The following is a 25,080-nucleotide window of genomic DNA, read 5'->3' as shown; positions in this document are numbered from 1 at the left end:
CGGTCAGGTCAGTTCGGGCCGCTGGGCGGGCTTCGGCTCGGACGGCCGGACGTCCACCACGTCGCCGTCGATCACCACGCCGCCCGCCATCGGCGGCCTGCCGTGGCGCAGGTTCATCGCCATCTCGCGCTCCCGCTGCTCGGAGCGCCGCGCGAGCCGCCTGCTGAGCAGCCGGCGGGTCGGCGGGAACAGCAGCAGCAGGCCCGCGACGTCGCTGAGGAAGCCCGGCACCACGATCAGGAACCCCGCCGCCGCGATCAGGACGCCGTCGGCGATCTCCTGGTGCGGCGCGCGGCGGGAGCGCAGCGCCTCGGAGAAGGCCGCCATCGTGCGCGCGCCCTCCCGCCTCATCAGCATCGAGCCGACCACCCCGCCCAGCACCAGCAACCCCAGGGTGGGCAGGAGGCCCCACGCCCCGAAGGCCGCCACCAGGGCGGTGATCTCGACGGCCAGACCGATGAGCACTACGGCGAACACGCGCATACCCGCTCAACGAACGAACGCCCCGAAACACTCCCCGCCGAAATATTTACGTCGATCCACACCTCTGACAGAATATCTTCAAGCCACCCTACGGGTAGGGAGCACGTATGACTGCGCTACACGAGACCGTGCCCGCGGTACCGCGACCCGACCTCCAGCCCTACACCTACGTCCGCCGGGAACTGGTGGAACCCGACTGGCGGCGGTTCCCCGGCTGGCGCGACGTCACCGAGGCGCAGTGGCGCGACGCCCGGTGGCAGCGGGCGCACTGCGTGAAGAACGTCCGTCAGCTGCGCGCCGTGCTGGGCGACCTGCTCGACGAGCGGTGCTACGACGACCTGCTCGCCGACCAGGCCGAGCTGGCGACGATGTCGATGCTCGTGCCGCCGCAGATGCTCAACACCGTGGCGCCCGACGCCGACCCGGCCGACTTCACCGGGGCGTTCCTCGCCGACCCGGTCCGGCGGTACCTGATGCCGGTGCGCTCCGACCGCGACCCCGACTGGCCGAGCCACCCCCACTCGGCGCGGGACTCGCTGCACGAGACCGAGATGTGGGTCGTGGAGGGCCTGACCCACCGCTACCCCACCAAGGTGCTGGCCGAGCTGGTCTCCACCTGCCCCCAGTACTGCGGCCACTGCACCCGCATGGACCTCGTCGGCAACTCCACCCCGCAGGTCCGCAAGCAGAAGCTGCTGCTCAAGCCGGTCGACCGGCAGGACCGGATGATCGACTACCTCAGGCGGACGCCCGGCGTGCGGGACGTCGTGGTCTCCGGCGGCGACGTCGCCAACGTGCCGTGGCCGCACCTGGAGTCGTTCCTGATGCGGCTGCTCGACATCGACACCGTGCGCGACGTCCGGCTGGCCACCAAGGCGCTCGCCGGGCTGCCGCAGCACTGGCTCCAGCCGGCGGTGGTGGAGGGCCTGGAACGCGTGGCGCGCACCGCCGGCCGACGCGGCGTGAACCTCGCCATCCACACCCACGTCAACCACGTGCAGTCGGTGACGCCCCTGGTCGCCGAGGCCGCCCGCACCGCGCTGGAGGTCGGCGTGCGGGACGTGCGCAACCAGGGCGTGCTGATGAAGGGCGTCAACGCGACCCCGGACGACCTGCTCGACCTGTGCTTCGCGTTGCAGGGCGAGGCGAACGTCCTGCCGTACTACTTCTACATGTGCGACATGATCCCCAACGCCGAGCACTGGCGCGTGGCCGTGTGGGAGGCGCAGGAGCTCCAGCACGCGATCATGGGCTACCTGCCCGGCTACGCCACGCCGCGCATCGTGTGCGACGTGCCCTACGTCGGCAAGCGGTGGGTGCACCAGGTCGCCGAGTACGACCGCGAGCTGGGCATCTCGTACTGGACGAAGAACTACCGGACCGGGATCGAACTGGAGGACCCCGACGCGTTGAGCCGGCGCTACCCGTACTACGACCCGATCCCGACCCTCGGCGAGGCGGGCCGCCGCTGGTGGTCGACCCGGGCGTGACCCGGTCCACGCCTCGCCGGGTCCGGGACGGTGGCTCCCGGCCCGGACGACGCGACGGTGACGGCACACCGCACGCGACCACGGGCGCGCAACCGCGGACACGCCGCGCTGGCGGACGATCGGCGGCCGGGGTGGGTGCCCGCGGCCACCCACCCGGTCACCGCCGGGCGAGCACCCTCGGGTCGGTGTGCAGGCGGTCGGCCGGCCGGACGGTGATGAACTCGTTCTCGTCGGGCCTGCCGGGCGTGCGGACGGAGTTGAGCACGCGGCCGTCGGGCGGCCGGGACAGGCCCTCGAATCCCTTGCTGCCGCCCGGCCGAAGTCGCCCCGGCCGTCGGTCGGCGCGGCTCGGCGTCCCACCGCGCACGCTGCGGACGTCGCGCCCTGCGTGAGTCCCGTCTTGCCGGGATGGCAAGAAATCTGGCGTGGTGTCGACGGCCCGGTGCAAGGTGCGGTCATGACGACGGCTGAGCAGTACTGGGAGGGCTTCTACCTGGACCGGGACCAGGTGTGGAGCGGGCAGGCCAATCCGCTGCTGGTGCGCGAGGTGTCCGCGCTGCCGCCCGGCGCGGCGCTGGACCTCGGGTGCGCCGAGGGCGCGGACGCGGTGTGGCTGGCCGGCCGCGGGTGGCGGGTGGTGGGCGCCGACGTGTCGGCCACGGCGCTCGCGCGGGCTGCGGCGCGGGCGGAGGAGGCCGGCGTGGCGGACCGGATCACGTGGGAGCGGCACGACCTGGCCGAAACGTTCCCGGCCGGGACGTTCGACCTGGTGTCGGCGCAGTTCCTGCACTCGCCGGTCGAGCGGGACGGCGAGCGGGACGCGGTGCTGCGCCGGGCCGCCGCGGCGGTCGCGGACGGCGGCGTGCTGCTGGTCGTCGGCCACGCCGGGTGGCCGACGTGGGTGACCGAGCCGCCGGCGGACATCCGGTTCCCGACCACCGGCGACGTGCTGGCGGCGCTGCGGCTGGACGACCGGTGGGAGGTGGAGCTGGAGGAGCTGGTCGAGCGGGAGCTGACCGGGCCGGAGGGGCAGGCCGGGAGCCGGGTCGACAACGTGCTGCGCGTGCGGCGGCGGTAGGCGCCGGGCGCGGTGCCGGTGACCACCGGGCGCTGCCGTCGTCGGGTGCGGCGGCGACCGGCCTCTGCTGCTCTCGGGCGCGGCGGTTGCCGGGTGCGGAGACTATCGGGCGCGACGGCTATCGGGTGCGGGCCCGGATGTGGGCCCGTTCCCCCTGCTGCCCGAACAGGGTGAGCAGCTCGACGGGCTCGGGTCCGGCCGCGCCGAACCAGTGCGGCACGTGGGTGTCGAACTCGGCCGCCTCACCGGGCTTGAGCACCAGGTCCTGCTCGCCCAGCAGCAGGCGCAACCGGCCGTCGAGGACGTACATCCACTCGTAGCCCTCGTGCACGCGCAGCTCCGGGTCCGCCGGCGCCTCCGCCGGCGGGATGATCATCTTGTACGCCTGGAGCCCGCCCGCCCGCCGGGTGAGCGGGATGACGGTCCGCCCGCGCCGCACGACCGGGCGCAGGTGGACCCGGGGGTCGCCGGTGTCGGGCGCGCCGACCAGCTCGTCCAGCGGCACCCCGTGCGCCCTGGCCAGCGGCAGCAGGAGTTCGAGGTTGGCCCGGCGCTGCCCGCTCTCCAGCCGGGACAGCGTGCTCTCGGAGATCCCGGTCTCGGCGGCGAGGTCGGCCAGGGTCGCGCCGCGTCGGCGGCGGATCGCGCGCAGCCTCGGGCCCACGGCGTGCAGCACGGCGTCGAAGTCCACGGGCCCACCTTGCCGAACCGGCAACCCGTTTTGCAACCCCGGACCGCGAGGCCCGCGCCGGCGGACGTGCGGCGCGGGCGACCGGACCCGCTCGACGGCCGTCCCCCGTGGACACCGTCCTCGATCAGCGGGTCCACGGGGCGGGTGGTCGACTAGAACGCGACCTCCAGCGTTTCCAGGCGCGTGTTCAGCGGCGGCGCGAGGAAGCGGTCCACCCGGTCGTAGGCGGGCCGCAGGCCGGGCAGGCGGTCGAGCAGGACGCTGAAGCACACGTCGGCCTCCATCCGGGCCAGCGCCGCGCCCAGGCAGTAGAACGCGCCGAGCCCGAACGCGGTGTGCCGGTTGGGCTTTCGGGTGATGTCGAACCGGTCCGGGTCGGCGAACACCTCCGGGTCGCGGTTGCCCGCCAGCATCGCGAGGTACAGCACCTGCCCGGCGGCCACCTCCCGGCCGCCGATCCCGACCGGCTCGGTGGCGACCCGCAGGATCACGTTCGCCGGGCCGTCGCAGCGCAGCATCTCCTCCACGGCCGTGGGCATCAGCTCGCGGCGCGACTTGAGCAGCTCGAACTGGTCGGGGTGGTCGAACAGCAGCACCAGGCCGTTGGCGATCAGGTTCGCGGTCGTCTCGTGCCCGGCGAACAGCAGCAGCACGCAGTTGGCGACGATCTCGTCCTCGTCGACCACGCCCTCCCGCTCGGCGGCCGCGAACATGCTCAGCAGGTCGTCCCTGGGCTCGACCCGCCGCCGCGCCACCAGGCCGCGCAAGTGGTCCTGCATCTCCAGCACGCTGCGCTGGCACTGCTTGAGCTGCTCGAAGTCGGCGGGCGCGAACAGCGCGAGGATGTCCCGCGACCACGCCTGGAGCCGCTCGCGCTCCTCGGTCGGCATGCCCAGCATCTCGGCGATCACGTTGGCGGGCAGCGGGTACGCCAGGTCCGCGACCACGTCCATCCGGCCGGCGTCGGCCACGGCGTCGATCAGCTCGCCGGTCAGCTGCGCGACGCGCGGCCGGAGCCCGGCCACGGTGGCGGGCGTGAAGTAGCGCTTGAGCAGCTGCTGGAACCGCACGTGGTCGGCCTCGTCGGTGTGGCCCATCCACAGCGCGACGGACTGGAGGACGGGCGCGAGTTCGTCGCGCTCGGCCTGGCTCAGCCGGTCCAGGCCCTGCGCGAGGTTGGCGGGGGCCAGGCGGCGGTCCTTGAGCGCCGCGACGATGTCCGCGTGCCGGGTCACCAGGTAGCCGTCGAGGCCGGGCACCCAGCTCACCGGGTCTTCGGCGCGGAGGCGGTGCAGCACCGGGTGCGGGTTCTCGGCGACACCGGGTGCGAGCAGGGCGTGGGCGGGCGGTGCGAGGGCTGGATCGCTCATGACGGAAGTCTGTCCGAGAAGGGTTCGCGTTTCAGCGGGCAGATGAGGGAATCCGGGTGCATCCGGACCAACGGGCGCACCCGCGAACGCACCCTGGCCCGCGTCCGGGCACGCCTTCGGCCGGAACGGCCCGGTGCCGGGCCGGCGGCACCGCCGCTCCTTGCACTCCTAGACGATGTCGGGCGCCACACCGGGAACGGCGTGCGGCCCGAGTCGCGGCCGGCCGGGCGGTCCGGGTTTCCCGCCGAGCAGCACGCTGGTCAGCGACCTGCGCTCGTCGGTCATCTCCCGCGCGAGCGCGGCCAGCTCGTCCCCGATCACCGGCGTACCAGCGCCGCCCGCCCGCACCGCGTCCAGCACGGCCCGGCGCAGCAGCTCCTTGATGAACGACGCCGTCGCGCCCTCCGTCGCCGCCACCACGGGTTCGAGGTCGGCCCGCAGGTCCACGCCCCGGCCGTAGAGCCGCAGCAGCCGGCGGCGACCCTCGGCGTCCGGGCGCGGGATCTCCACCGCCAGGTCGATCCGCCCTGGCCGGTCGGCGAGCGCGCGTTCCAGCTCGGCCGCGCGGTTGGTGGTGAGCACGAACGTCACGTCCGCGTCCGCGCCGACCCCGTCCATCGCCTCCAGCAGCGCGAACAGCAGCGGGTTCGTGCCGCCGGGCGAGTGGCCCCGGTCCATCGCGACCAGGTCGACGTCCTCGACCACGAGCATGGCCGGCTGGAGCCGCCGCGCGAGCGCCGCCGCCTGCCCGATCAGGCGCATCGCGGGACCGGTCAGCAGGATCACCGTGCACCCGGTCATCCGGCTCATCAGGTACCGCACGGTGTGCGTCTTGCCGGTGCCTGGCGGGCCGTGCAGCAGCAGGCCGCGCTTGAGGTGCTGCCCCGCCGCGAGCAGCCGCTCGGAGTGCTCGGCGACGCCCACCACGTGCCGTTCGACGGAGTCCAGCACGCCGTCGGGCAGCACCACGGCGTCCGCGTCCAACGTCGGCCTGGGCAGGAAGCTGACCAGCTCGTTGCCCCGGTGCTCGCTGACGCCGAACGACAGCACCTGGCGGCGGAACACGTCGTGCAGGCGCATCAGCCGCTCGATCTCCTCGCCGACCGCCCGCGCCGTGCCCCGGTCGGCGGCCAGCACCTCCAGCCGGCACGTGGGCTGCCCGTACTCCGCCGCCGCGCCCCGCACACCGACGACGACCGGTGCGCCGTCGGGCGCGCGGGTCGCGACGAGGCCGAGCTGCACGACCTCCGCGGTGCGGTCCGGGCCGACGGCGGCGGTGGCGTAGTCCGCCGCGCCCAGGTCGTACAGCTGCTGACGGCGGGCCGCGACCAGCATGGACAGCAGGTCCTCGTGGCCGCGGTGCGAGCCGCTGACGCCGAACCACGCGGCGCCCGGCGTGTGCTCGGCGAGGTAGGCGTCGACGCCGCGCTGCACGTTGACGTGCTCCCACGCCGGGAACTTCGTCGCCACGGACAGCACGTCGCCCAGGTCCAGGCCGAGGTGGTCCGAGACCTTCGTGATCAGCGGCGCGGTGCGGCCGTCCTCGTCGACCACCGCGGTGGTCAGCTGGAACAGCCGGCGCAGGCTCGCGGCCAGGGCGCGGACCTCGTCGTCGGTCGTGTCCCCCATGTGTCACCCCCCATGTGTCCCCCCTGCGTGTCCCCCTCTGCGTGTCACCCCCTGGGGCCCATCATGGCGCAGCCGTCCAGCCATGTGTCGCGGCGGCGGGCTCGCGCGGCGGGAACGGCCGTGCGGTGGGGAAGTCGCGGCGGTGGGAGGTCGGCGGGTCAGGTGCCCTCGGGCGGTTCGTCGCCGTCCCGGTCGGCCCACTCCAGCAGTGGCCGCAGGGAGAACACCGCCTCGTCGATGCCCGCGTGGAGGTCGCCCAGCTCGGCGTAGCGCGCGGGCACCGTCGCGATGGTGAAGTCGCGCGGGTCCAGCGCCTCGACCTCGTCCCACCGCACCGGCGTGGACACCGTCGCCTCCGGCACCCCACGCACAGAGTAGGCGCTCGCGATCGTGTGATCACGACTGTTCTGGTTATAGTCCACGAAGAGCGCGGCCGGGTCCCGATCGCGCCGCCACCAGGCGGTGGTGACGTCGTCGGGTGCGCGCCGCTCCACCTCCCGCGCGAACGCGAGCGCGGCCCGCCGCACGTCGGCGAACCCCCACTCGGGCTCGATGCGCACGTAGACGTGCAGGCCGCGCCCGCCGGAGGTCTTCGGGAACCCGACCGCGCCCAGCTCGTCGAGCACCTCGCGCACCACCCCGGCGACCCGCCGCACGCGGGAGAACGGGCAGTCCGGCATCGGGTCGAGGTCGATGCGCCACTCGTCGGGCTTCTCGGTGTCGGCGCGCCGCGAGTTCCACGGGTGGAACTCGACGGTCGACATCTGCACCGCCCAGATCACGTCGGCCAACCCGGTGACGCACAGCTCGTCGGCGTGCCGCCCGTAGCGGGGGAAGCTCACGCGCACCGTCCGCACCCACGGCGGCGCGCCGGCGGGCAGTCGCTTCTGGTGCACCTTCTCCCCGGTGACCCCCGACGGGAAGCGGTGCATCATGCACGGCCGCTCGCGCAGCGCCCGCACGATGCCGTCGCCGACCGACAGGTAGTAGCGGGCGAGGTCGAGCTTGGTCTCGCCGCGTGCCGGGAAGTAAACGCGATCGGGGTGGGAGATCCGCACGGTGCGGTCCCCGACCTCCAGCTCCACCGCGTTGCCCATGCCGGGAACCTAACCCGGATCGGACCGGTCGGCGCGCCGTCCGACCCGCCGCGGGGTCGGTCCCGGTGACGACGGCCGTCGCCCGCGCCCGTGTGCCCGACGGGCGCGACAGGCCGCGAAGGCCGTCGTCGCCGGGAGTGGCCGGCGGCGCGCCGCACGCCGCGACCACCCGCGGGGCGAGCGGCGGCCCGAGGTCGCCGGGGGCGCGCTCGCCGTGGCCGGCCGCCCCACCGCCGCGACCCGCCGCGGCCACCGGCGATCCGCCGCGTCGGGTGTCGGGGACGACGGTGGGGCGTGCTCCCACGATGGCCCTTCGGCGGCGTCGAGACATCGGTCGGGTGACGGAGGCGGAACCCGGACGCGCCCGCCGGCGGTGCTGCCGGGGTTTGGGCGCCCGCCGCCGCGGGAAACGCCAGGGGGGTCCGGGGATTCCGGGCGCGGCGGTGGTGGGAGGGCGTCGTGGGTGTCGGAGGTGTGGTCACCGCCGCCGCGCTGGCGGGTGCCGTCGCGGTCGGCGCGAGCGGGCTCGGGCCGCACGACGACGGCGCGTGGCGCGGGCTCGGCCTGCGCGTGGTCGACCGCGTCACGCGCGCCGACGGCGACTGCGTCGCGAACTCGTTCGGGCAGGTGCGCGAGCTGCTGACGACCGCGCCGTGCACGTCGTTGAGCCGCCTGCTGGTCACCCTCGCCGACGACAAGGGCACCGTGGTCGCGGTGTCGGTGGCATGGGTGGAGTTCGCCGAGCGGGACACCGCCGGCGCGTTCAAGCGGGTCGAGGACGTCCACGGCACGGGCGACATCACGCCGCTGTCCGCCCGGCTGCTGCTCCGGGACGAGATCACCTTCACCGCGCACCACTACGACTCCGAGCTGCTGGGCACGACGGTGGTCGTCGCGGAAGCCGAGGCGGTGGAGGGCGCGGCGACCCCGGAGTTCCTGCACCGGGTCACCGAGGTCGCCGTGCTCACGCCGCGCCCGTGACCCGTCGCGCACCGACCGCCCGGCGGCACCGAGGACCGCTCCGCACTTGCGGAGTCACCGCACCGGCGAGGTCCCAGCACCGCGTCGCCGAGGTCCCGCACCGCGCCGGCGGCGTCGCCGAGGACCGCACCGGTCACCGCACCGCGCCGTCCGCGTCACCGCCCGGCCAGCTCCACCACGTCCTCGGCGCAGCCCCACGACAGCGTGACACCGGCCCCGCCGTGCCCGTAGCAGCTGATCACCACGCGCCCGTCCCGCTCGACCCGGTCCACCCGCACCGACGGCCGGACGGGCCGCAGCCCCACCGCGCGGGACAGCACGGGCGCGTCGCGCAGCTCCGGCGCCAGCGCCACCGCCCGCGCCAGCACGGCGCGCTCCACCGCCGGGTCCACCGCCAGGTCCGACTCCCCCTCGTCCGCCGTGCCGCCGCACACCACGTCGCCGTCGCGCGGGATCACGTAGGCCATCCCGGCGGGGTTGTCGTCGTCCACCACCCACCGCGTCAGGCCGGGGTTGGCCAGCCGCACGACCTGGCCGCGCACCGGCGCGAGCGACGGGTCGCCGGTCAGCTCGCCCGACCGCAGCCCGGCGGCGACGACGACCCGCTCCTGCGGCAGCTCCGCGAGCCGGCCGACCGTCGCCGACCGGAACCGCACCCCCGCCCGCGCGCACCGCCCGACCAGCCACTCCAGGTACACCGGCAGGTCCACCACGGGCAGCGTGCACACCACGCCGGACACCGCGCCGCCCGGCAGCTCCGCCGCCGACGCCGGCCGGTGCCCGCGCACCGCGGCCGTCCACCCCAGGTCGGGCGAGGCGCGGCGGTGCAGCACGACGCCCTCCCGCAGGAGCACCCCGTTCCCGCCCTCCCCGGCCAGCGCGGCGAACCGGGACAGCGACACCGCGCCCCACCGCAGCACCCGGTCGGGCGGCGCGGCCCGGTAGGGGAACCACAGCCCGCCCGCCACCGCCGACACGGTGTCCGGCGGACGCCGGTCGGCGACCACCTCGACCCGGTGCCCCGCCTCGGCCAGCCGCAGCGCGCACGTCAACCCGATCACGCCGGACCCGATCACCGCCACATCTCCCATGCGGTGGTCGTACCAGAACCGGCCCAGGTTCCGCCGAACGCCGGGTTGTGACGGCCACCGACGGGCTGCTTCCATGAGGTTTCCGATAGATCACTTCTGGCGGCGCGAACCGGCGGCGACACCGCCGGGGGCCAGTGAGCGACAACCCCGGAGGTTCGTGCGCTGCCCAGGGGAAGCCGTCTCCGACGCGCGGCGACCCCACCGCGACCCTGATCACGCGGTGGGCAGGCGGACCTCGCCGAGAAACGACCACGGGCGGGGCGACCCTGCGGACGCGCACCGCCCAGAAGGAGTCGGGACATGATTCGTCGGCTGACACGACTGCTCGCCGTCGGCGCGGCACTGGCCCTCACCTCGTCGCTGACCGCCGCGGCGACCGCGGCACCGGCCGAGGACGTGTGCGCGGTCAAGTCCAAGCCCACCGGGAAGGTGCTGCACGGCTACTGGGAGAACTGGGACGGCGCCAAGAACGGCGTGCACCCGCCGATGGGGTGGATACCCATCACCGACCAGCGCATCCGGGACAACGGCTACAACGTGATCAACGCCGCGTTCCCGGTGATCCGCGGCGACGGCACGGTGCTGTGGGAGGACGGGATGGACGCGAACGTCAAGGTCGCCACCCCGGCCGAGATGTGCGCGGCCAAGGCGGCGGGCCTGACGATCCTGATGTCCATCGGCGGCGCGACGGCGGGCATCGACCTGAACTCGTCGGCCGTGGCGGACCGGTTCGTGCAGACGGTGGTGCCGATCCTGAAGAAGTACAACTTCGACGGCATCGACATCGACGTCGAGACCGGCCTGACCGGCAGCGGCAACATCAACACGCCGTCGACCTCGCAGGCCAACCTGATCCGGATCATCGACGGCGTGCTGGCGCAGATGCCGTCGAACTTCGGCCTGACGATGGCGCCGGAGACCGCGTACGTGACCGGCGGCAGCGTCACCTACGGCTCGATCTGGGGCGCGTACCTGCCGATCGTGAAGAAGTACGCCGACAACGGCCGCCTGTGGTGGCTGAACATGCAGTACTACAACGGCAACATGTACGGCTGCAACGGCGACTCCTACTCGGCGGGCACGGTGCAGGGCTTCACCGCCCAGACGAACTGCCTGAACAAGGGGCTGGTCATCCAGGGCACGACGATCAAGGTGCCGTTCGACAAGCAGGTGCCCGGCCTGCCCGCCCAGCCCGGCGCGGGCGGCGGCCACATGTCGCCCGGCCTGGTCGCGCAGGCGTGGAACACCTACAGCGGCGGGCTCAAGGGCCTGATGACCTGGTCGATCAACTGGGACGGCTCGCGGGGCTGGACCTTCGGCCGCAACGTGAAGTCCCTCCAGGGCCGCTGACCCCGGCCGGCGCGGGCCCCCGGTCCGGGGACCCGCGCCGCCGGAGCGCCCGACAGTTCGCGGCATGATCCGCGCATGGGTGGCGGGCACCGGATCGAGCCGACGGGGCACCCCGCCCCGCCCGCCGGCGACGTGGCCAAGGCGGTCAACGGCGGGCGAGCGGGGACGGTGGTGCAGGCCGGCGCCATCTACGGCGGCGTCCACCAGCACCCCGGCCGGGTCGCGGCGACGCTGCTCGGGCCCGAGCACGCCGACACCCTGGCGGCCCGCAACAACCTCGCGTACTGGCGGGGCGAGGACGGCGACCCGGCGGGCGCGGTGGAGCCGCTGCGCGAGCTGGTCGGCGTCCAGCGGCGGGTGCTGGGCCCCGACCACCCCGTCACCCTGACCACGCGCGGCCACCTGGCCCGGCGGCTCGGCGAAGCGGGCGACCCGGCGGCGGCGTTCGAGGAGCTGCTGGCCGACCGGCTGCGGGCGGAGGACCCCGACGACCCGCTGATCCGCACCACCCGCAGCAACCTCGCCTACCGGCGCAACGCCCTCGGCCGATAGGCGGCGTCTCGCGGTCCGCGCCCACGGGTATCCCGGTGGGCACCACGGATACCGGAGGAGCCGATGTCCCGGCCGGTCTTGGTCGCGCTGCTCGCCGCGCTGCTGTCGTCGTCCGGCTGCGCCGCGCCGTCGGGAGTCCCGCCGGGGGCGTCGACCGGGCCCGCCGCGGACCGGGTGCCCGCCGGCACCCCGGACGCCGTGACGGCCCGCTCCCTGCTCGCCTCGCTGGCGGTGGCCGCGCCGGGCAGGCTCGACGGCTACGTCCGCGACTGCGACGACGGCGCGGCCTGCGTCTTCGGCCGCCCCTGGTCCGACGTGGACGGTGACGGGTGCGACCAGCGCAGCCAGGTGTTGGCCCGCGACCTCGTCGACGTGGTGCGCAAGGAGGGCCGGTGCGCGGTGACCGGTGGCACGCTGCACGACCCGTACACCGGCCGCACGGTGACCGACGTGTCCGAGGTCCAGGTCGACCACGTGGTGCCGCTGGCCGAGATGTGGCGCAGCGGCGCGGCGGGCTGGCCGCCCGAGCGGCGCACGGCCGCCGCCAACGACCTGCGCAACCTGCTCGCCGTGCAGGGCAGGGCCAACCGGGCCAAGGGCGACCGGACGCCGGACGAGTGGCTGCCGCCCGAACCCTCCTACGCCTGCCCCTACGCGCGCATCTACGTCGGGGTGAAGGCCGAGTACGGGCTGACCGTGGCGCCGGCCGAACGCGCGGCGCTGGAGCGGACCCTGGCCCCGTGCCCGTGACGGCCCCGCCCACCCCGGCGGGTCCTGTGACTACACTCACAACCGGATCGGGCATCCCACCCCGCGTGCCGGGTCGGTCACGCGCCGCGAGGGCCGCACCCGTCCGACGTGTCCCCGGTCACGTGCCGCACGCCCGATCCGGCGCCGAACCGCGCGCCCGTGCGCGCAGAACCAACAACATGTGCGCGCGATGTCAAGAAGGTGTCCGGACGGGGCCGAACGGAGGAAGCGTTGCCGCCGAAGCGGGTCGATCACTGGTCCGTATGCTGGCCGCGACCAATCCTGCCTTGGTCGGGAGGCGCTGACCATGACCATCCACCGTGACCTGCTGATCGCCGGCGACGACGTGCCGGCGGCGGACGGCCGCACCGTCGACGACGTCAACCCGTTCACCGGCGAGGTCTTCGCGACCGTCGCCGCCGCGGGGCCGAAGGACGTGACCAGGGCGGTGGACGCCGCCGACGCCGCGTTCCCGGACTGGGCCGCGGTGAGCCCGTTCGCCCGGCGGAAGCTGCTGCTGGACGCCGCCGACCTGCTCGACCAGCGCGCCGAGCAGGCGGTCGAGCTGATGGCGGGCGAGGCGGGCGGCACCGCCCGGTGGGCGAGGTTCAACGTCTTCCTCGCCGCCAACATCCTGCGGGAGGCCGCCGCGTCGGTCACCGCGCCGCGCGGCGAGGTGCTCGCCGCGCAGGAGGAGGGCGCGCTGGGCCTCGCGGTGCGCGAGCCGGTCGGCGTGGTGGCGGCGTTCGCGCCGTGGAACGCGCCGCTGATCCTCGGCACCCGCGCCTTCGCCACGCCCATCGCGGCCGGCAACACGGTGGTGCTCAAGCCCAGCGAGGACGCCCCGCTGGCGTCCGGCCTGTTCCTCGCCGACGTGCTGCGCGACGCGGGCCTGCCCGCCGGCGTGCTCAACGTCGTCACCAACGACCCGCGCGACGCCGCCGAGGTCGCCGAGACCCTGATCGCCGACCCGCGGGTCCGGGTGGTCAACTTCACCGGCTCCACCGAGGTCGGCCGGATCATCGGCACCCACGCCGCCCGCCACCTCAAGCCCGCCGTGCTCGAACTCGGCGGTAAGAACGCGATCATCGTGCTGGACGACGCCGACCTCGACCACGCGGTGAACGCGGCGGCGTTCGGCGTGTTCATGAACTCCGGCCAGATCTGCATGTCCGGCGACCGCCTGCTGGTGCACGAGAAGATCGCCGACGAGTTCACCGCGCGGTTCGTCACCAAGGTCGCGTCGCTGCCCGCCGGCGACCCGGCCGACCCGGAGACGGTGATCGGGCCGCTGGTCAACACCCGGTCCGCGCAGCGGGTGGCGGCGCTGGTGCGCGACGCGCGCGACAAGGGCGCGACCGTGCTCACCGGCGGCGGCGAGCCGGACGGCGCGCTGCACCCGGCGACCGTGCTCACCGGCGTCACGCCGGAGATGGACCTGCACTACGGCGAGGCGTTCGGCCCGGTGTGCGTGCTGGAGACCTTCGCGTCCGACGACGAGGCGGTGGCGAAGGCCAACGACACCGAGCACGGCCTGACCTGCGGCATCATCACCGAGAACGGCACCAGGGGCCTCACCGTGGCGCGCCGCGTCCGGACCGGCATCGTGCACGTCAACGACCAGTCCGTCGGCGACGAGCCGCAGGCGCCGTTCGGTGGCGTGAAGTCCAGCGGCTACGGCCGGTTCGGCGGCCGCTGGGGCGTGGAGGCGTTCACCACGACGCGCTGGATCACGCTCGCGACGACCCACGCGCACTACCCGTTCTGATCCGGGACCCCGACGGCCGGGTCGTGGGTGTCCGCAGCGCTGCGGACACCCACGACCCGGCCGTCGGTTCTCGCGGCCCGCTCCCCCGCGCGGCGCGGTGCCCGGCCGGCGGGTGCGACGTGGTCCGGTCCGGCGCTCAGCGCGCGGAGCGCGACCTCTCCCAGTCGGACCGCCGCAGCTCGTACTCGACCTCGCCGTGCTCGGTGCCGGGCAGCGGGTCGTCGAACCGGAGGTGGAAGGTCCGCACGTAGGTCAGGCCGGCCTTCTCCAGCACGCGGCGGGAGGCGGTGTTGACCGCCATCGTCTGCGCCCACACCCGCTCCACGCCCAGTTCGGCGAACCCCTTCCGGACCAGGGCGCGTGCCCCTTCGGTGGCGTACCCCCGGCCCCACACCGACGCCTTCAGCCGGTAGCCGAGCTCCACCTCCGCGACGCCGCCGTCCGCCGCCGGTTGCAGGGCGAGCCAGCCGACGAAGTCGCCGGTGGACCGCTCGACGGCCGCCCAGCGCCCGGCCGGGGAGCGACCGTAGTCCCGCAGGATGCCGGGCAGGACCTCGTGCTCGATCTCCGCGCGCGGTGTCGACTCGCCGGTGAGGAAGCGCATCACCTCGGGGTCGCTGTCCAGCAGGACCAGGGCGTCCACGTCGGCTTCGGTGAACCGGCGCAGCACCAGCCGCTCCGTCTCCAGGAAAACGCGCACCTCAAGCCCTTCGTCTCCACCAGGCCGACAGGCTACAAGGGCGGGGCCGGGGCGCGCCGCCCGATTCGGACGGCGGGATCATCGGTGCGGAAGGCGCACGACGTCGGGTTCTCCGGGCCGGGTCCGCCACCCACCCGCGGGCGGTGGAGCCGGTGCGGCCGGTGACCGGGTCGACGCCGTCAGCCGCCGAGCTTGGCCACCAGGTCCTGTTCCACCATCGGGGCCATCGAGATCATGAAGCTGCCACTGATGTGGTTGTCGTCCCGGTACACCCACACGTTGCCGATGACCGGCGGGCACGTGTGATCGTCGCAGAAGTAGCGGGTGTAGTCGGCGAAGACCACGTTCGACGGCAGGTCGGCGATGCCCTCGTACGGCGGCGTGTCGTGGTACAGGTCCGACCGGTCGGGGCTGCACCGCGCCACGCTCATGTTGTTGGCCACCATGCACTCCGACGGGCGGACCTCGAACCTCGGGTTGTCCCGGATCGCGACCACCCGGATGCCGTCCGGTTCCAGGTTGCGCCACTGCCGGACGAATCCGGTCGGCGTGTACTCGGTGCGGCCGGGGCGGATGTCGCGGGTGCCATTGGCGATCACGGCGTCCGGGCGCAGCTCCTTGATGCGCGCCAACGCCCACGCGTTCCACTGCACGCACGGCTGGAAGCCGGGGATCGCGTCGGAGTCGACGGAGAACGGGCAGCCGCCCTTGAGGATGGTGGTGATCTCCCACTGCCGCCGCTCGGCGACCACGGCCAGCGCGGGCAGGTAGGCGTGCATGTGGGAGTCGCCGACGAGGACGATCCGCTTCTTCGGCCGCGCGGGGCCCGCGAGCGTGCACATGCGCAGCTCCGCGTCGCCCTGGTCGAGCAGGCACTCGCGGTCCGGCGGCTTGCCGACGTCGTCGTTGAGCGCCACCAGCGGCGGCACGAACTCGGCGTCCGGCGAGCCCCAGTACTCGAAGCCCGGCGTGCGGGCGAGCGCGCCGGGGTGGTCGGGGTCGTCCAGCCGGATCGCGTAGGAGGACGCCTCCCGCGTGCTCGCGTGCTGCCACACGCCCGCGCCCACCAGCACCGGCACCATCAGCAGCACGCCGAACCGGTAGGCGCCCCACGGCTTGGCCACGCCGATCGCGGACGTGCGGACCGGCTTCTCGACCAGGTGGTGGGTCGCCACCGACAGCAGCACCGCGACGGCGATGACGAACGCGCCGTCCACCAGGCCCATCTCGCGCTGCCCGCGCACCACGAGGAACAGCACGAGCACCGGCCAGTGCCACAGGTACAGCGCGTAGCTCAGGTCGCCCACGTACCGCAGGAACGGCGTGCCGAGCAGCCGGTCCGCGCCCAGCCCGCTGCCGCTCGTGCCCGCGAGGATCACGGCCGCGCCGCACAGCGTCGGCCACAGCGCGAGCCAGCCGGGGAACACCGCGCCGACCTGGAGCACCAGGCCGCAGGCGACGAGCCCGGCGATGCCCGCCCAGCCGAGCACCACCCGCGCCGCGCGCGACAACGTCACGCGGTCGGCCAGCAGCGCGAGCAGGCCGCCGAGGGCGAACTCCCAGGCTCGGGTGAGCGAGTGGAAGTAGGCCAGGGGCTGGTCGACGCCGGTGAGCGCGACCGAGAAGACCAGCGACTCCACGAACACCGCGACCAGCAGCCACCACATGACCCGACGCGCGCCCCACCGCGTGACGCGGCCCAGGGCGATGGCCGCCACCGCCATCAGCGGCCAGACCACGAAGAACTGGCCCTGGATGGACAGCGACCAGAAGTGCTGCACGACGCTGGCCGAGTTGTGCTGCGCGAAGTAGTCCGCCGAGTCCGCCGCGAGCTGCCAGTTCTCCAGGTAGAGGGCGGCGGCGACGACCTCCCGGATGGTCTGGAACCAGCGGCTGCCGGGCAGCGCGACCACGCACACCGCCATCACGGCCAGCAGCACGGTGAGCGCAGCCGGGAACAGCCGCTTGATCATCCGGCCCCACAGGGGCACGAGGTCGACGCGGCCCCTGGCGACGGCCCGCAGCAACTGGCCGGTGACGAGGAAGCCGGAGACGACGAAGAACACGTCCACGCCGCCGGACACCCGGCCCAGCCACACGTGGTAGACGACCACGAGGGTGACGGCGACGGCGCGCAGTCCCTGGATCTCGGGGCGGAACCGCCTGGCCGGCCCGGCCGCGGGCGGCGCGGCGCTGGGGGTGGTGTCCTCGCGCGAGGTCGGGGCAAGCGTCACGATGGCTCCGGATCGCAGGTCGTTCGCGTCTCCGACCCGTGTCTCGGGACGCCCCCGTACGCCACACGGTCGAGTGGCGCCGGTGGGACGATACCGGAGGTCGCGGGCCACGCGAGGCGACACGTCCCACGTCTGAGGGGCGGTCGGACGCCCGGCCGCGCGCCGACCGGAGCAGCGGTGTGGTCCGCGCGCCGGCGCGCTGTCCGCGGAAATCGGGACCGGACCTGCGCCATTCCGGTGGTCGATCATGCCGAAGGGCGCAATCGGCCCCGTTCGCCCCCGGCGGCGGGCGCGGTGCTCCGCATACTGTGCCGATCCGGCGGCGGGGGCCGCGTGGCCGGCGGAGACGCGGGAGAACCATGTCCGATTCGGTGCCTGCCCTGTCGGGTGTGCGGGGCGTCGCGTGGGGCCTGGTCGACGAGCTGACCAGGCGACCCGGCGGGCGGGGCCGCGCCCTGCCCGTGGTGGTGGCGCTCGGGGCGCGCGGCACCGGCAAGACGGCCCTGCTGGGCCTGATCCACGACCGGTGCTCCGGTCGGGTGCCGTGCGCGCTGCTGGACCTGGAGGAGATCGGCGACGCGCGGCCCAGCCGGGTGCTGGTCGAGCTGGCGTTCGACCTGAGCCGGGCCGTGCCGCAGTTCGGGCGGATCGCGTTCCCGCGCCTGTGGCTGTGCACGCTGGTGATCGCGGGCAACCTCAACACCGCCGACCGGCCCAGGGCGCTGGCCGGGCTGAACGACCTGATGCGCGAGGACCGGCCGCTGGAGCGGCACCGGCAGAAGGTGCTGGACCTGGCCCGGCTGGCGGGTGAGGCGGGCGGGCTGCCGGGCTGGGCGCCCGAGGCGACCGACACCCTCCTCAACGGGCTGAACGCGCTGTCCCGCCGACGGATGCTGCGGTCGGTGCGCAAGCTGTCCACCGGGTCCGCGCGCGACCCGCGCGACCTGCTGGTGGAGCTGAACAAGAAGGACAAGGGCTCGCCGGCGGACCGCCGCGCGGTGGACGACATCGTGTTCGACGCGTTCCTGGCGGACCTGAACCAGGCGTTCACCGGCCGCCTGGACCGCCTGCGGCGCACCGCGAACTGCGTGGTGCTGCTGGACAACGCGCACACCGCGGAGGGCCGGGCGTTCCTGACCGCGCTGCACGCCGCGCGCCGCCGCTCCGGCCTGGACGCCGACCACGCGGCGGTGTTCGCGACCGCCCGGAGCTGGAACGTGGAGTGGAACGGCGAGTGGCGGCGGCCGGGCATCGCCGCGAACGGCGTCGCCGCTCCCCTGCCCCGCACGCCGGCGGAGGCCGACCGGGACAGCCGCACCCGCACCGACTGGGGCCGCTGGTACCTGGTGGGGCTGGGCAGGCTGGACGCCGCCGACACCGCCGACGTGGTGGCGCGCTCGGAGGTGGACCTGCCCGCGGACCTACCGCACCGGTTGACCCGCGGCCACCCCGGCGGGCTGCGCGCCCTGCTCGACGTGGTGGCGCGCCAGGAGGAGCCGCCGCGCGGCCGGGCGCTGCGCGACCTGCTGTCGCTGCCCGCCGACCCGGAACGGCCGGTGTCGCTGGCCGACGAGGCGCTCGACGCGCTGATCCGGGACCTGTCGCCGGACCTGCGCGCCGACCTGGTCACGGCGTCCGCCGGGCGCGGTGTCGAGTTCCTGTCCGACCCGACCGTGCTCGCGTCCGCGCTGCCGGACGGCGGCGGGGCGCTCTACGCGTTCCTGGTGAACAACTTCCTGCTCGCGGTCGAACCCGACGACGGCGACGGCAGTGCCGGTGCCGGTGGTGGTGGTGGCGAGGACAGTGCCGGCGGTGGTGATGCCGGTGCCGGTGCCGGTGCCGGTGCCGGTGCCGGTGGCGGTGGCGGTGGCCGGGTGGTGCTCGACCCGTGGCTGCGGACCCTGTTGCTGCACCGGCTGGCCGGCCGCCCCGAGGACAGCCGGGTCGGCTGGACCGCCGTGCACCGCCGCTGCCGCGAGCACCACGAGGGGCTCGGGCGGCTCGCCGAAGCCCGCTACCACGACCTGGCCCTCGGCGACGTGGGCGCGGTCGTGGCGTGGCTGGCCCGCCCGTTCGCCGCGGCCGACCGCCCGCTGGACCAGCCGACCGCGCGGACCTGGCTGCGGCAGCTGGACCTCGTCACGTCCGCGCCGAACCGCCTGCCCCGCGACGCAGACCCGCTCGCCCAGGTCGAGCGGCTGATCGAGGACGTGCCCGCGCCGCACGCCGCCCTGGCCCGGCTGGTCGCGGCGCTGTGGGTGTCCGCCGACCCGCTCGGCGACCCCGGCGGCACGCTGCGCGGGCGCATCGGGCACGCCTACGGCACGCTCGCCCAGCGCCGCGGCCAGGGCTCGATCCTGTTGTACGACCGGGCGGAGAGGTACCGCGCATGAGTCTGTTGAAGATCCCGCCGTCGCCGCTGCGCAAGGTGCTCGTCATCGGGCTGGTGGTGGTGGTCGCCGCCGTGCTGGTGACGGCCTACCTGGTCGTCCGCGACCGGTTCGAGCGCTGCGACGGCCGCGACGACGTGCGCAAGGCCGCCAACGGCGAGTGCGTCGGCGTGAGCGCCGCGGAGAGCCACTTCGGGCAGGGGTCGGTGGCCGGCGTGATCGACCGCATCCGCGCCGCGAACGAGGACGCCCGCACCGACGGTCAGTTCGTCAGCGTCGCCGTGTTCCTGCCGATCAGCACGTCGGACCAGGGCCTGGCGACCGAGGAGTGGGTGCGCTACCAGCTCCAGGGCTCCTACCAGGCGCAGGCGATGTTCAACCGGGACGCGCGCCCGAAGGTGCAGCTGCTGCTGGCCAATCCGGGCAGCGACATGGGCGCGTGGCGGCCGGTCGTCGAGGAGCTGGGCCGCAGGCGCGCCGGCCCCGACCACCTGGTGGCGGTGACCGGCATCGGGCTGAGCCTGGGCGCCGCCCGCGAGGCCATGTCGGCGTTGTCTGACCTGCGCATCCCGATGGTCGGCTCGACCGTCACCGCGGACGACCTGCGCGACATCGCGGGCCTGCTGCGGCCCGCGCCGACCAACGAGCGGCAGGCGGGCGCGGCGGCCGTGCACGCCAAGCGGACCGGCGCGACCAAGGCCCTGCTGATCACCGACACCAACGAGCGGGACCTGTACCCGCGCACGCTGGCCCGTGCGTTCCGCACCCGGTTCGACGACGGGGAGCACCGCGTGCTGCCGCAGGACCAGCAGTACGACTCCAGCCTGGGCAGCGTGGAGAACGCGTTCGCGCTGATGCTGCCCAACATCTGCGCGACCGAGGCGGACCTGGTCTTCTTCGCCGGGCGCGGCCGCGACCTGGTGCGGTTCGTCGGGCAGCTCGCGACCCGCCTGTGCCGGGACCGGGTGATCCGCATCCTGACCGGCGACGACCTGTCCGCCGAGCAGTTGCGCGGCGAGCGGTTCCGGCAGGGCCTCGCGGCGGGCGTGGAGGTCGTCCACACCGACGTGGCCGACCAGCGGGCGTGGGAGGCGGACCGGCGGAAACCCGAGTCGGAGCGCCGGTTCCAGGAGGCGGCCGTGCGGCGGTTCCTGGGCGACGAGCAGCCGTCCGACACGTGCTTCCGGTGCCTGTTCGGCGCGGACGCGCTCGGCGACGACGGCGCGATCATGGCCTACGACGCGATGCTGACGGCGACGACGGCGATCCAGCGGGCGTCCGGCGTGCCGGGGCGGCGGGTGACGGCGGCCGAGGTGCTTCAGACGTTCAACTCGCTCAACGGGCAGAACGCCATCGCGGGCGCGAGCGGTCTGCTGTCCTACGACAACGACGGCACGGCGCACCAGAAGGTCGTGCCGCTGCTGCGCCTGGACGAGTCGGGGAAGCCTGAGTTCGTCGAGCTGGTGACCGACTGACTCGGGCATGGTGGGGACCTCCGCGGTGGGGTGTCGTGCCCGAGGCGGGCCCGGTGTGGAGGTCCGTGCTGGTCAGGAGCGGTCGCCACGGCGTCGGGTGGCGGTCAGGCCGGTCGCGGTGGCGGTCAGGGTCAGCACGGCGGCCAGTCCCAGCAGTCCGCCGCCCAGGGTCGTGACCACCGCGATGCCGCCGACCAGCAGCGGCCCGCCGGCGTCGCCCAGTTCGCGGCCCACCTCGGCGCTGCCCATGAACCGGCCCAGCCGCTCGGGTGGCGCGGCGGCGGCCAGGGCCGCGAAGCCGAGCGGCGTGACCAGTCCGGCGCCGACGCCGATCGCCACGGCGGCGGCGAAGGTCGCGGGCAGGCCCGGCAGCGTCGCCGCGACGAGGTAGCCGGCCGCGGTCAGCAGCAGGCCGCCGGTCATGCCCGTGGTGTCGCGCAGGCGCCCGGCGTCGCGGGCACGGCCGACGACGGGCTGCGCCAGCGCCGCCGCGGCGGCCATCGCCGACACCGCGACGCCCGCGACGAGCGGACCCGCGTCGGCCGCGTGCACGGGCAGGAAGCCGACGCCCACGGCGAGCCCGGCGGTGGTGGCGGCCAGGGCTGCGGTGGGACGGAGGAAGCCGGGGCGGGCCAGTTCGCGACCCAGGTCCAGCAGGGTCTGCCGGGTGCGCGGCAGCGGCGGCGCGGCGGGCACCACCAGCGCCGCCCACACCGCGACCGCCACCGCGAGCACGGCGAGCGCCGTGAACAGCAGCCCGAACCCGCCCGCCGCGATCAGCGCGCCCCCGATCAGCGGGCCGAGGGTGTAGCCGAGCCCCTTCCACGCCCCGTAGCCGCCGAACGCGCGGCCGTGGCCGCCGGCCGGGGTCAAGCGCGCCACCAGCGCGCTCGCCGCCGGGGAGAACGCCGCGGCGGCGGCGCCCTGGGCGAGCCGGACGACGCCGACCGCGCCGGGGTCGTCGGCGAGGACGAAGGCGGCCGAGGCGAGGGCGAACGCCACCAGCCCGCCCAGCAGGACGGGGCGCGGCCCGATCCGGTCGGCCAGGGAGCCGAACACCGGTTTGAGGACGATCTCCGCGCCGTCGTACACGGCGAGCAGCACGCCGAGCGCCGGCAGCGACGCCCCGGTGTAACCGCCGAGTCCGGACGCGATCCCGTGCGCGCCGAACGCGGTCACGAAACCCGCCGCGTACAGCGGCAGGACGGCTCGGGAGGACAGGGGGCCCACCCGGTCATCCCCCCGCACGGGGCGGATCGGTGGCATGGGGCGGGTCGGTCGCACACGTCGGCACACGGGAACAGTAGGTCGGCGGCGTCGGGAGGGGGCCGCCGGAGGGCGGTGATGCCGGCGGTGATGCCGGAAAACGGGTTCGACGATATCCGCCCCCGCTATTCAGTTTATTAGCGAATGGCCGACGGCACATCGGCCGCACAGCGCCGATCACCGATTTTCCGCCATCCGACGATCGGCGCGGACCGAACGCGTGATGCCACCACTCGAACGCACCACCGGCCCGCCCCCGCATTACCACGGAAACCGGTCCCCCGCTCGTTGAAACTGGTCCATCCGGGCGTTTCACGACCGATGTTCGAGTGAGCACCGCACCCACCGCTTATCGATGGACCCACGATTCCGTATGGTGACGTCCACGGAATCCGTGACCTTCCCGCACGAACTTTCAAAGGGGTATTCTGTGAAATCCTTCGGCCTGTTCGGACGATTAGGCGTCGCGCTCGTCGCGACAATCCTCTCGATGACGGCGTGGAGTTCCGCCGCGACCGCGGCCACCGGAAGCGCGGCCACCGGCACCGGGTCGGGCCTGGCCGCCCTCTCGACGTTCGAGCTGCGCAACGGCATGAACAACAAGTGCCTGGATGTCCTGGGCTTCAACAACGACAACGGCGCACGGGTCGTTTTGTGGGACTGCTGGGGCGGCGCCAACCAGAAGTGGTACTGGGACAACGGGAACATCCGCAGCCTGCTCAACCACAAGTGCCTGGAAATCCTGAGGTTCGACAACAACAACGGCGCTTGGGTCGGCATGTGGGACTGCTGGGGCGGGGCGAACCAGAAGTGGTACCAGTTCGGTGACACCCTCCGCAGCTCTTTCAACCACAAGTGCCTGGAACTGCTCAGCTTCAACAACGACAACGGCGCCCAGGCGGGCGTGTGGGACTGCTGGGGCGGCGCGAACCAGAGGTGGACGTCCTGACACCGGGACTCCGGTCCGGGCAGGCCCTCGCCCGCCCGGACCTCCCATGAACCCGGTGAGCGGGTTCAGGTGCGGTGGGGTGGCGTGCGCAGTCCGCTGATCACCATGTGCACCAGCAGTTCGTAGGTCTCGTCCAGTTGCTCGGGCCGCTGGAACGCGTTCGCCGCCTCCAGCAGCGCGAAGCCGTGCATGGCCGCGCGCACGCAGCGGACCGCGTGGACGGCGTCGGCGTCGGTCAGCCCGTACGCGCGCAGCGCCGCGAGGACGATGTCGACCAGCCGCTCCCCCGCCTGCGCCACCAGCGGCTCGGGCGCCTGGATCAGCGCGGAGTAGCGGTGCGGGTGGGCCAGCGCGTAGTCGCGCCAGGCCGTCATGAGCGCGCGGACCGCCTCGTCGGCCGAGCGGCCGAGCACGGCGGCGCCGATCCGCTCGGCCAGTTCGCCCATGATCCGCACCGACATGAGCGCGCGCAGCTCGGCGAGGTTGCGCACGTGTTTGTAGAGCGACGGCGTGGCGACGCCGGCGCGCGAGGCCACCGCCGCCAGGGTCGCCGCGGCGGGGCCCTCCTCGTCGACCAGGCGCAGCGCGACGTCGACCACCGCCGTCGCGGACAGCGCCGCCCTAGCCACGGGCGACCGCGCCGAGGAAGGCCAGGACCGCACCGGCCACCTCGGCCGGGAACTGCGCGTGCGGGTAGTGGCCCGCGCCCTCGATCACCTCGACGCGGCCCAGGCCCGGCGGCATGGCGGCCACGACGCCCTCGCCCTCGGCGCGCGGATCGGTCCAGTCGGGGTCGAGCGAGCCCTCGACCACGAGCGCGGGGCACCGGATGTCGCCGAGCCGGGCCCCCGCGTCGGTGGGCGGCGACATGCCCATCCTGCCCACCACGGCCATCCGGCCGGGCCGCCGCAGGTCGGCGGCCAGGGCGGCGAGGTGCTCGGCGTGGCCGGCGGGCTCGACTCCGGGGTGGGCGTGGTCGAGGTAGCGCAGCCACAGGCCGACACTGCGGAACAGCCCCGCGCCCAGCAGCAGCGCCATCCCCTTGCGGTAGCGGGCGTTGGTGAGCAGGCCGCCGAGGTCGACCCGCTGCGCGCGGGTGAACGGGCTGATGCCCACGATGGCGCGGACGGACTCGGGCTCCTCGGCGGCGGCGATGGTGACGGAGCCGCCCGCGAACGAGTGGCCCACCAGCACGGCGGGCCCGCCCAGCCGGCGGACCACGGCGAGCAGGTCGGCCGCCGAGTCGGCGCGGGTGCAGGAGGGCCAGTCGGCGCTGGACTCGCCGTGGCCGCGCAGGTCCACGCTCGCGACGCGGTGGCCCGCGGCGGCCAGCGCGGCGGACATGCCCCGGTAGGCGGCGCGGTTGTCACCCATGCCGTGGGCCAGCACGACCAGCGGCCCCTCGCCGATCACGTCGTAGGCGAGCCGGCCACCCTCGACCTCCAGGAACTCCGTCATGCCACCCCTCCGTCGGTTAATGCTCGTAGCTCGGAGGCTAATGTCATTAGCCAGGGGTGTCAACCGACGGCGATGGCCGCGCGGGAGGCGGCGCACCGTGCGCGGACGGGCCGGCGCGCGCGATCGACAACGGCCGGGCGGACGCCCGGACGGACGCTGAAGGCAGACCGGACGTCCCGGCCGGTCCTGCCCGATCGTCGCGGTGGCGGAGACCGGCGGGGTGTCGTGGACGGCGCTGCCCCACGCGGTGGGGTCACCGGACGCGGTGGGACTCTCGG

22 protein-coding genes are annotated in these 25,080 nt (G+C 74.4%); 10 read left to right on the top strand and 12 right to left on the bottom strand.

The features are described 5' to 3' along the window. Nucleotides 1-3: 3 nt before the first annotated feature. Nucleotides 4-483 carry an FxsA family protein gene (locus tag C8E97_RS17815; protein WP_121006741.1) on the bottom strand — a complete coding sequence of 160 codons (480 nt, stop codon included), beginning with the start codon at nucleotides 481-483 and terminating at the stop codon, nucleotides 4-6. 107 nt (nucleotides 484-590) lie between these two features. Between C8E97_RS17815 and C8E97_RS17810 the strand changes: the two genes are divergently transcribed. Further along, entirely contained in the window at nucleotides 591-1,973 is a 1,383-nt protein-coding gene (locus C8E97_RS17810) for a KamA family radical SAM protein (RefSeq protein ID WP_121006740.1), read from the top strand. A gap of 157 nt (nucleotides 1,974-2,130) precedes the next feature. Here the strand turns inward: C8E97_RS17810 and C8E97_RS17805 are convergent, their stop codons facing one another. Next, nucleotides 2,131-2,340, bottom strand: coding sequence for a hypothetical protein (locus C8E97_RS17805; RefSeq protein ID WP_121006739.1), 210 nt, complete (start codon nucleotides 2,338-2,340; stop codon nucleotides 2,131-2,133). Between the two features lie 90 nt (nucleotides 2,341-2,430). Here C8E97_RS17805 and C8E97_RS17800 point away from each other — a divergent pair, with 90 nt between their 5' ends. Beyond that, on the top strand, nucleotides 2,431-3,051 hold the full coding sequence (locus tag C8E97_RS17800) for a class I SAM-dependent methyltransferase (RefSeq protein WP_121006738.1): 621 nt from the start codon (nucleotides 2,431-2,433) through the stop codon (nucleotides 3,049-3,051). Between the two features lie 118 nt (nucleotides 3,052-3,169). Here C8E97_RS17800 and C8E97_RS17795 read toward each other — a convergent pair whose 3' ends face one another. The 4 genes from C8E97_RS17795 to ligD form a co-directional block, all read right to left on the bottom strand. Then, nucleotides 3,170-3,742 (bottom strand): helix-turn-helix domain-containing protein, encoded by a 573-nt coding sequence (locus tag C8E97_RS17795; protein ID WP_121006737.1) that lies wholly within the window; start codon nucleotides 3,740-3,742, stop codon nucleotides 3,170-3,172. 152 nt (nucleotides 3,743-3,894) lie between these two features. After that, nucleotides 3,895-5,112, bottom strand: a complete 1,218-nt coding sequence (locus C8E97_RS17790) for a cytochrome P450 (RefSeq protein ID WP_121006736.1) — start codon at nucleotides 5,110-5,112, stop codon at nucleotides 3,895-3,897. Between the two features lie 168 nt (nucleotides 5,113-5,280). Further along, nucleotides 5,281-6,741, bottom strand: coding sequence for an ATP-binding protein (locus tag C8E97_RS17785; RefSeq protein ID WP_121006735.1), 1,461 nt, complete (start codon nucleotides 6,739-6,741; stop codon nucleotides 5,281-5,283). 158 nt (nucleotides 6,742-6,899) lie between these two features. Then, nucleotides 6,900-7,838: a non-homologous end-joining DNA ligase gene (gene ligD, locus C8E97_RS17780; RefSeq protein ID WP_121006734.1), complete on the bottom strand. Its 939-nt coding sequence runs from the start codon at nucleotides 7,836-7,838 to the stop codon at nucleotides 6,900-6,902. 459 nt (nucleotides 7,839-8,297) lie between these two features. Between ligD and C8E97_RS17775 the strand changes: the two genes are divergently transcribed. Next, nucleotides 8,298-8,819: a hypothetical protein gene (locus tag C8E97_RS17775; protein WP_147455154.1), complete on the top strand. Its 522-nt coding sequence runs from the start codon at nucleotides 8,298-8,300 to the stop codon at nucleotides 8,817-8,819. Between the two features lie 155 nt (nucleotides 8,820-8,974). On the opposite strand, the gene C8E97_RS17770 is transcribed toward C8E97_RS17775, so the two are convergent. Further along, nucleotides 8,975-9,910, bottom strand: coding sequence for an FAD-dependent oxidoreductase (locus C8E97_RS17770; RefSeq protein WP_246018964.1), 936 nt, complete (start codon nucleotides 9,908-9,910; stop codon nucleotides 8,975-8,977). Nucleotides 9,911-10,210: 300 nt separating this feature from the next. Here C8E97_RS17770 and C8E97_RS17765 point away from each other — a divergent pair, with 300 nt between their 5' ends. The 4 genes from C8E97_RS17765 to C8E97_RS17750 all read left to right on the top strand — a co-directional run bounded on the left by C8E97_RS17765 (nucleotide 10,211) and on the right by C8E97_RS17750 (nucleotide 14,330). Beyond that, nucleotides 10,211-11,260 carry a chitinase gene (locus tag C8E97_RS17765; RefSeq protein WP_121006731.1) on the top strand — a complete coding sequence of 350 codons (1,050 nt, stop codon included), beginning with the start codon at nucleotides 10,211-10,213 and terminating at the stop codon, nucleotides 11,258-11,260. A 75-nt stretch (nucleotides 11,261-11,335) separates the two neighbouring features. Beyond that, nucleotides 11,336-11,812: a tetratricopeptide repeat protein gene (locus tag C8E97_RS17760; protein WP_121006730.1), complete on the top strand. Its 477-nt coding sequence runs from the start codon at nucleotides 11,336-11,338 to the stop codon at nucleotides 11,810-11,812. Between the two features lie 63 nt (nucleotides 11,813-11,875). After that, complete coding sequence (locus C8E97_RS17755; protein WP_121006729.1) at nucleotides 11,876-12,562, top strand: HNH endonuclease family protein; 687 nt, start codon at nucleotides 11,876-11,878, stop codon at nucleotides 12,560-12,562. A gap of 307 nt (nucleotides 12,563-12,869) precedes the next feature. Then, nucleotides 12,870-14,330 (top strand): aldehyde dehydrogenase family protein, encoded by a 1,461-nt coding sequence (locus C8E97_RS17750; RefSeq protein WP_121006728.1) that lies wholly within the window; start codon nucleotides 12,870-12,872, stop codon nucleotides 14,328-14,330. Between the two features lie 136 nt (nucleotides 14,331-14,466). On the opposite strand, the gene C8E97_RS17745 is transcribed toward C8E97_RS17750, so the two are convergent. Both C8E97_RS17745 and C8E97_RS17740 read right to left on the bottom strand, forming a co-directional pair. Then, nucleotides 14,467-15,030 carry a GNAT family N-acetyltransferase gene (locus C8E97_RS17745; RefSeq protein WP_121006727.1) on the bottom strand — a complete coding sequence of 188 codons (564 nt, stop codon included), beginning with the start codon at nucleotides 15,028-15,030 and terminating at the stop codon, nucleotides 14,467-14,469. A 179-nt stretch (nucleotides 15,031-15,209) separates the two neighbouring features. Beyond that, nucleotides 15,210-17,264: an acyltransferase family protein gene (locus C8E97_RS17740; RefSeq protein WP_246018962.1), complete on the bottom strand. Its 2,055-nt coding sequence runs from the start codon at nucleotides 17,262-17,264 to the stop codon at nucleotides 15,210-15,212. A 359-nt stretch (nucleotides 17,265-17,623) separates the two neighbouring features. Between C8E97_RS17740 and C8E97_RS17735 the strand changes: the two genes are divergently transcribed. Beyond that, nucleotides 17,624-19,657 carry a hypothetical protein gene (locus C8E97_RS17735; protein ID WP_121006725.1) on the top strand — a complete coding sequence of 678 codons (2,034 nt, stop codon included), beginning with the start codon at nucleotides 17,624-17,626 and terminating at the stop codon, nucleotides 19,655-19,657. Next, a complete protein-coding gene (locus C8E97_RS17730; RefSeq protein WP_147455153.1) occupies nucleotides 19,654-21,129 on the top strand; it encodes an ABC transporter substrate-binding protein in 1,476 nt (491 codons plus the stop codon). Before C8E97_RS17735 ends, C8E97_RS17730 begins: the two co-directional genes overlap by 4 nt. 72 nt (nucleotides 21,130-21,201) lie before the next feature. On the opposite strand, the gene C8E97_RS17725 is transcribed toward C8E97_RS17730, so the two are convergent. Further along, on the bottom strand, nucleotides 21,202-22,359 hold the full coding sequence (locus C8E97_RS17725; RefSeq protein ID WP_342776230.1) for an MFS transporter: 1,158 nt from the start codon (nucleotides 22,357-22,359) through the stop codon (nucleotides 21,202-21,204). Nucleotides 22,360-22,885: 526 nt separating this feature from the next. On the opposite strand from C8E97_RS17725, the gene C8E97_RS17720 reads away from it, so the two are divergent. Continuing rightward, nucleotides 22,886-23,344 carry an RICIN domain-containing protein gene (locus C8E97_RS17720; protein ID WP_170211892.1) on the top strand — a complete coding sequence of 153 codons (459 nt, stop codon included), beginning with the start codon at nucleotides 22,886-22,888 and terminating at the stop codon, nucleotides 23,342-23,344. A gap of 65 nt (nucleotides 23,345-23,409) precedes the next feature. Here the strand turns inward: C8E97_RS17720 and C8E97_RS17715 are convergent, their stop codons facing one another. Further along, on the bottom strand, nucleotides 23,410-23,973 hold the full coding sequence (locus C8E97_RS17715) for a TetR/AcrR family transcriptional regulator (RefSeq protein ID WP_121011764.1): 564 nt from the start codon (nucleotides 23,971-23,973) through the stop codon (nucleotides 23,410-23,412). Continuing rightward, nucleotides 23,966-24,802 (bottom strand): alpha/beta fold hydrolase, encoded by an 837-nt coding sequence (locus C8E97_RS17710; RefSeq protein WP_121006721.1) that lies wholly within the window; start codon nucleotides 24,800-24,802, stop codon nucleotides 23,966-23,968. The genes C8E97_RS17715 and C8E97_RS17710 overlap by 8 nt, the downstream gene beginning before the upstream one ends. Nucleotides 24,803-25,080: the final 278 nt, after the last annotated feature.

This window comes from Saccharothrix australiensis (assembly GCF_003634935.1).
Classification (GTDB): Bacteria; Actinomycetota; Actinomycetes; order Mycobacteriales; family Pseudonocardiaceae; genus Actinosynnema; species Actinosynnema australiense.
Note: the sequence above shows the minus strand (reverse complement) of the source record. Positions and strands in the feature narration are given on the sequence as shown.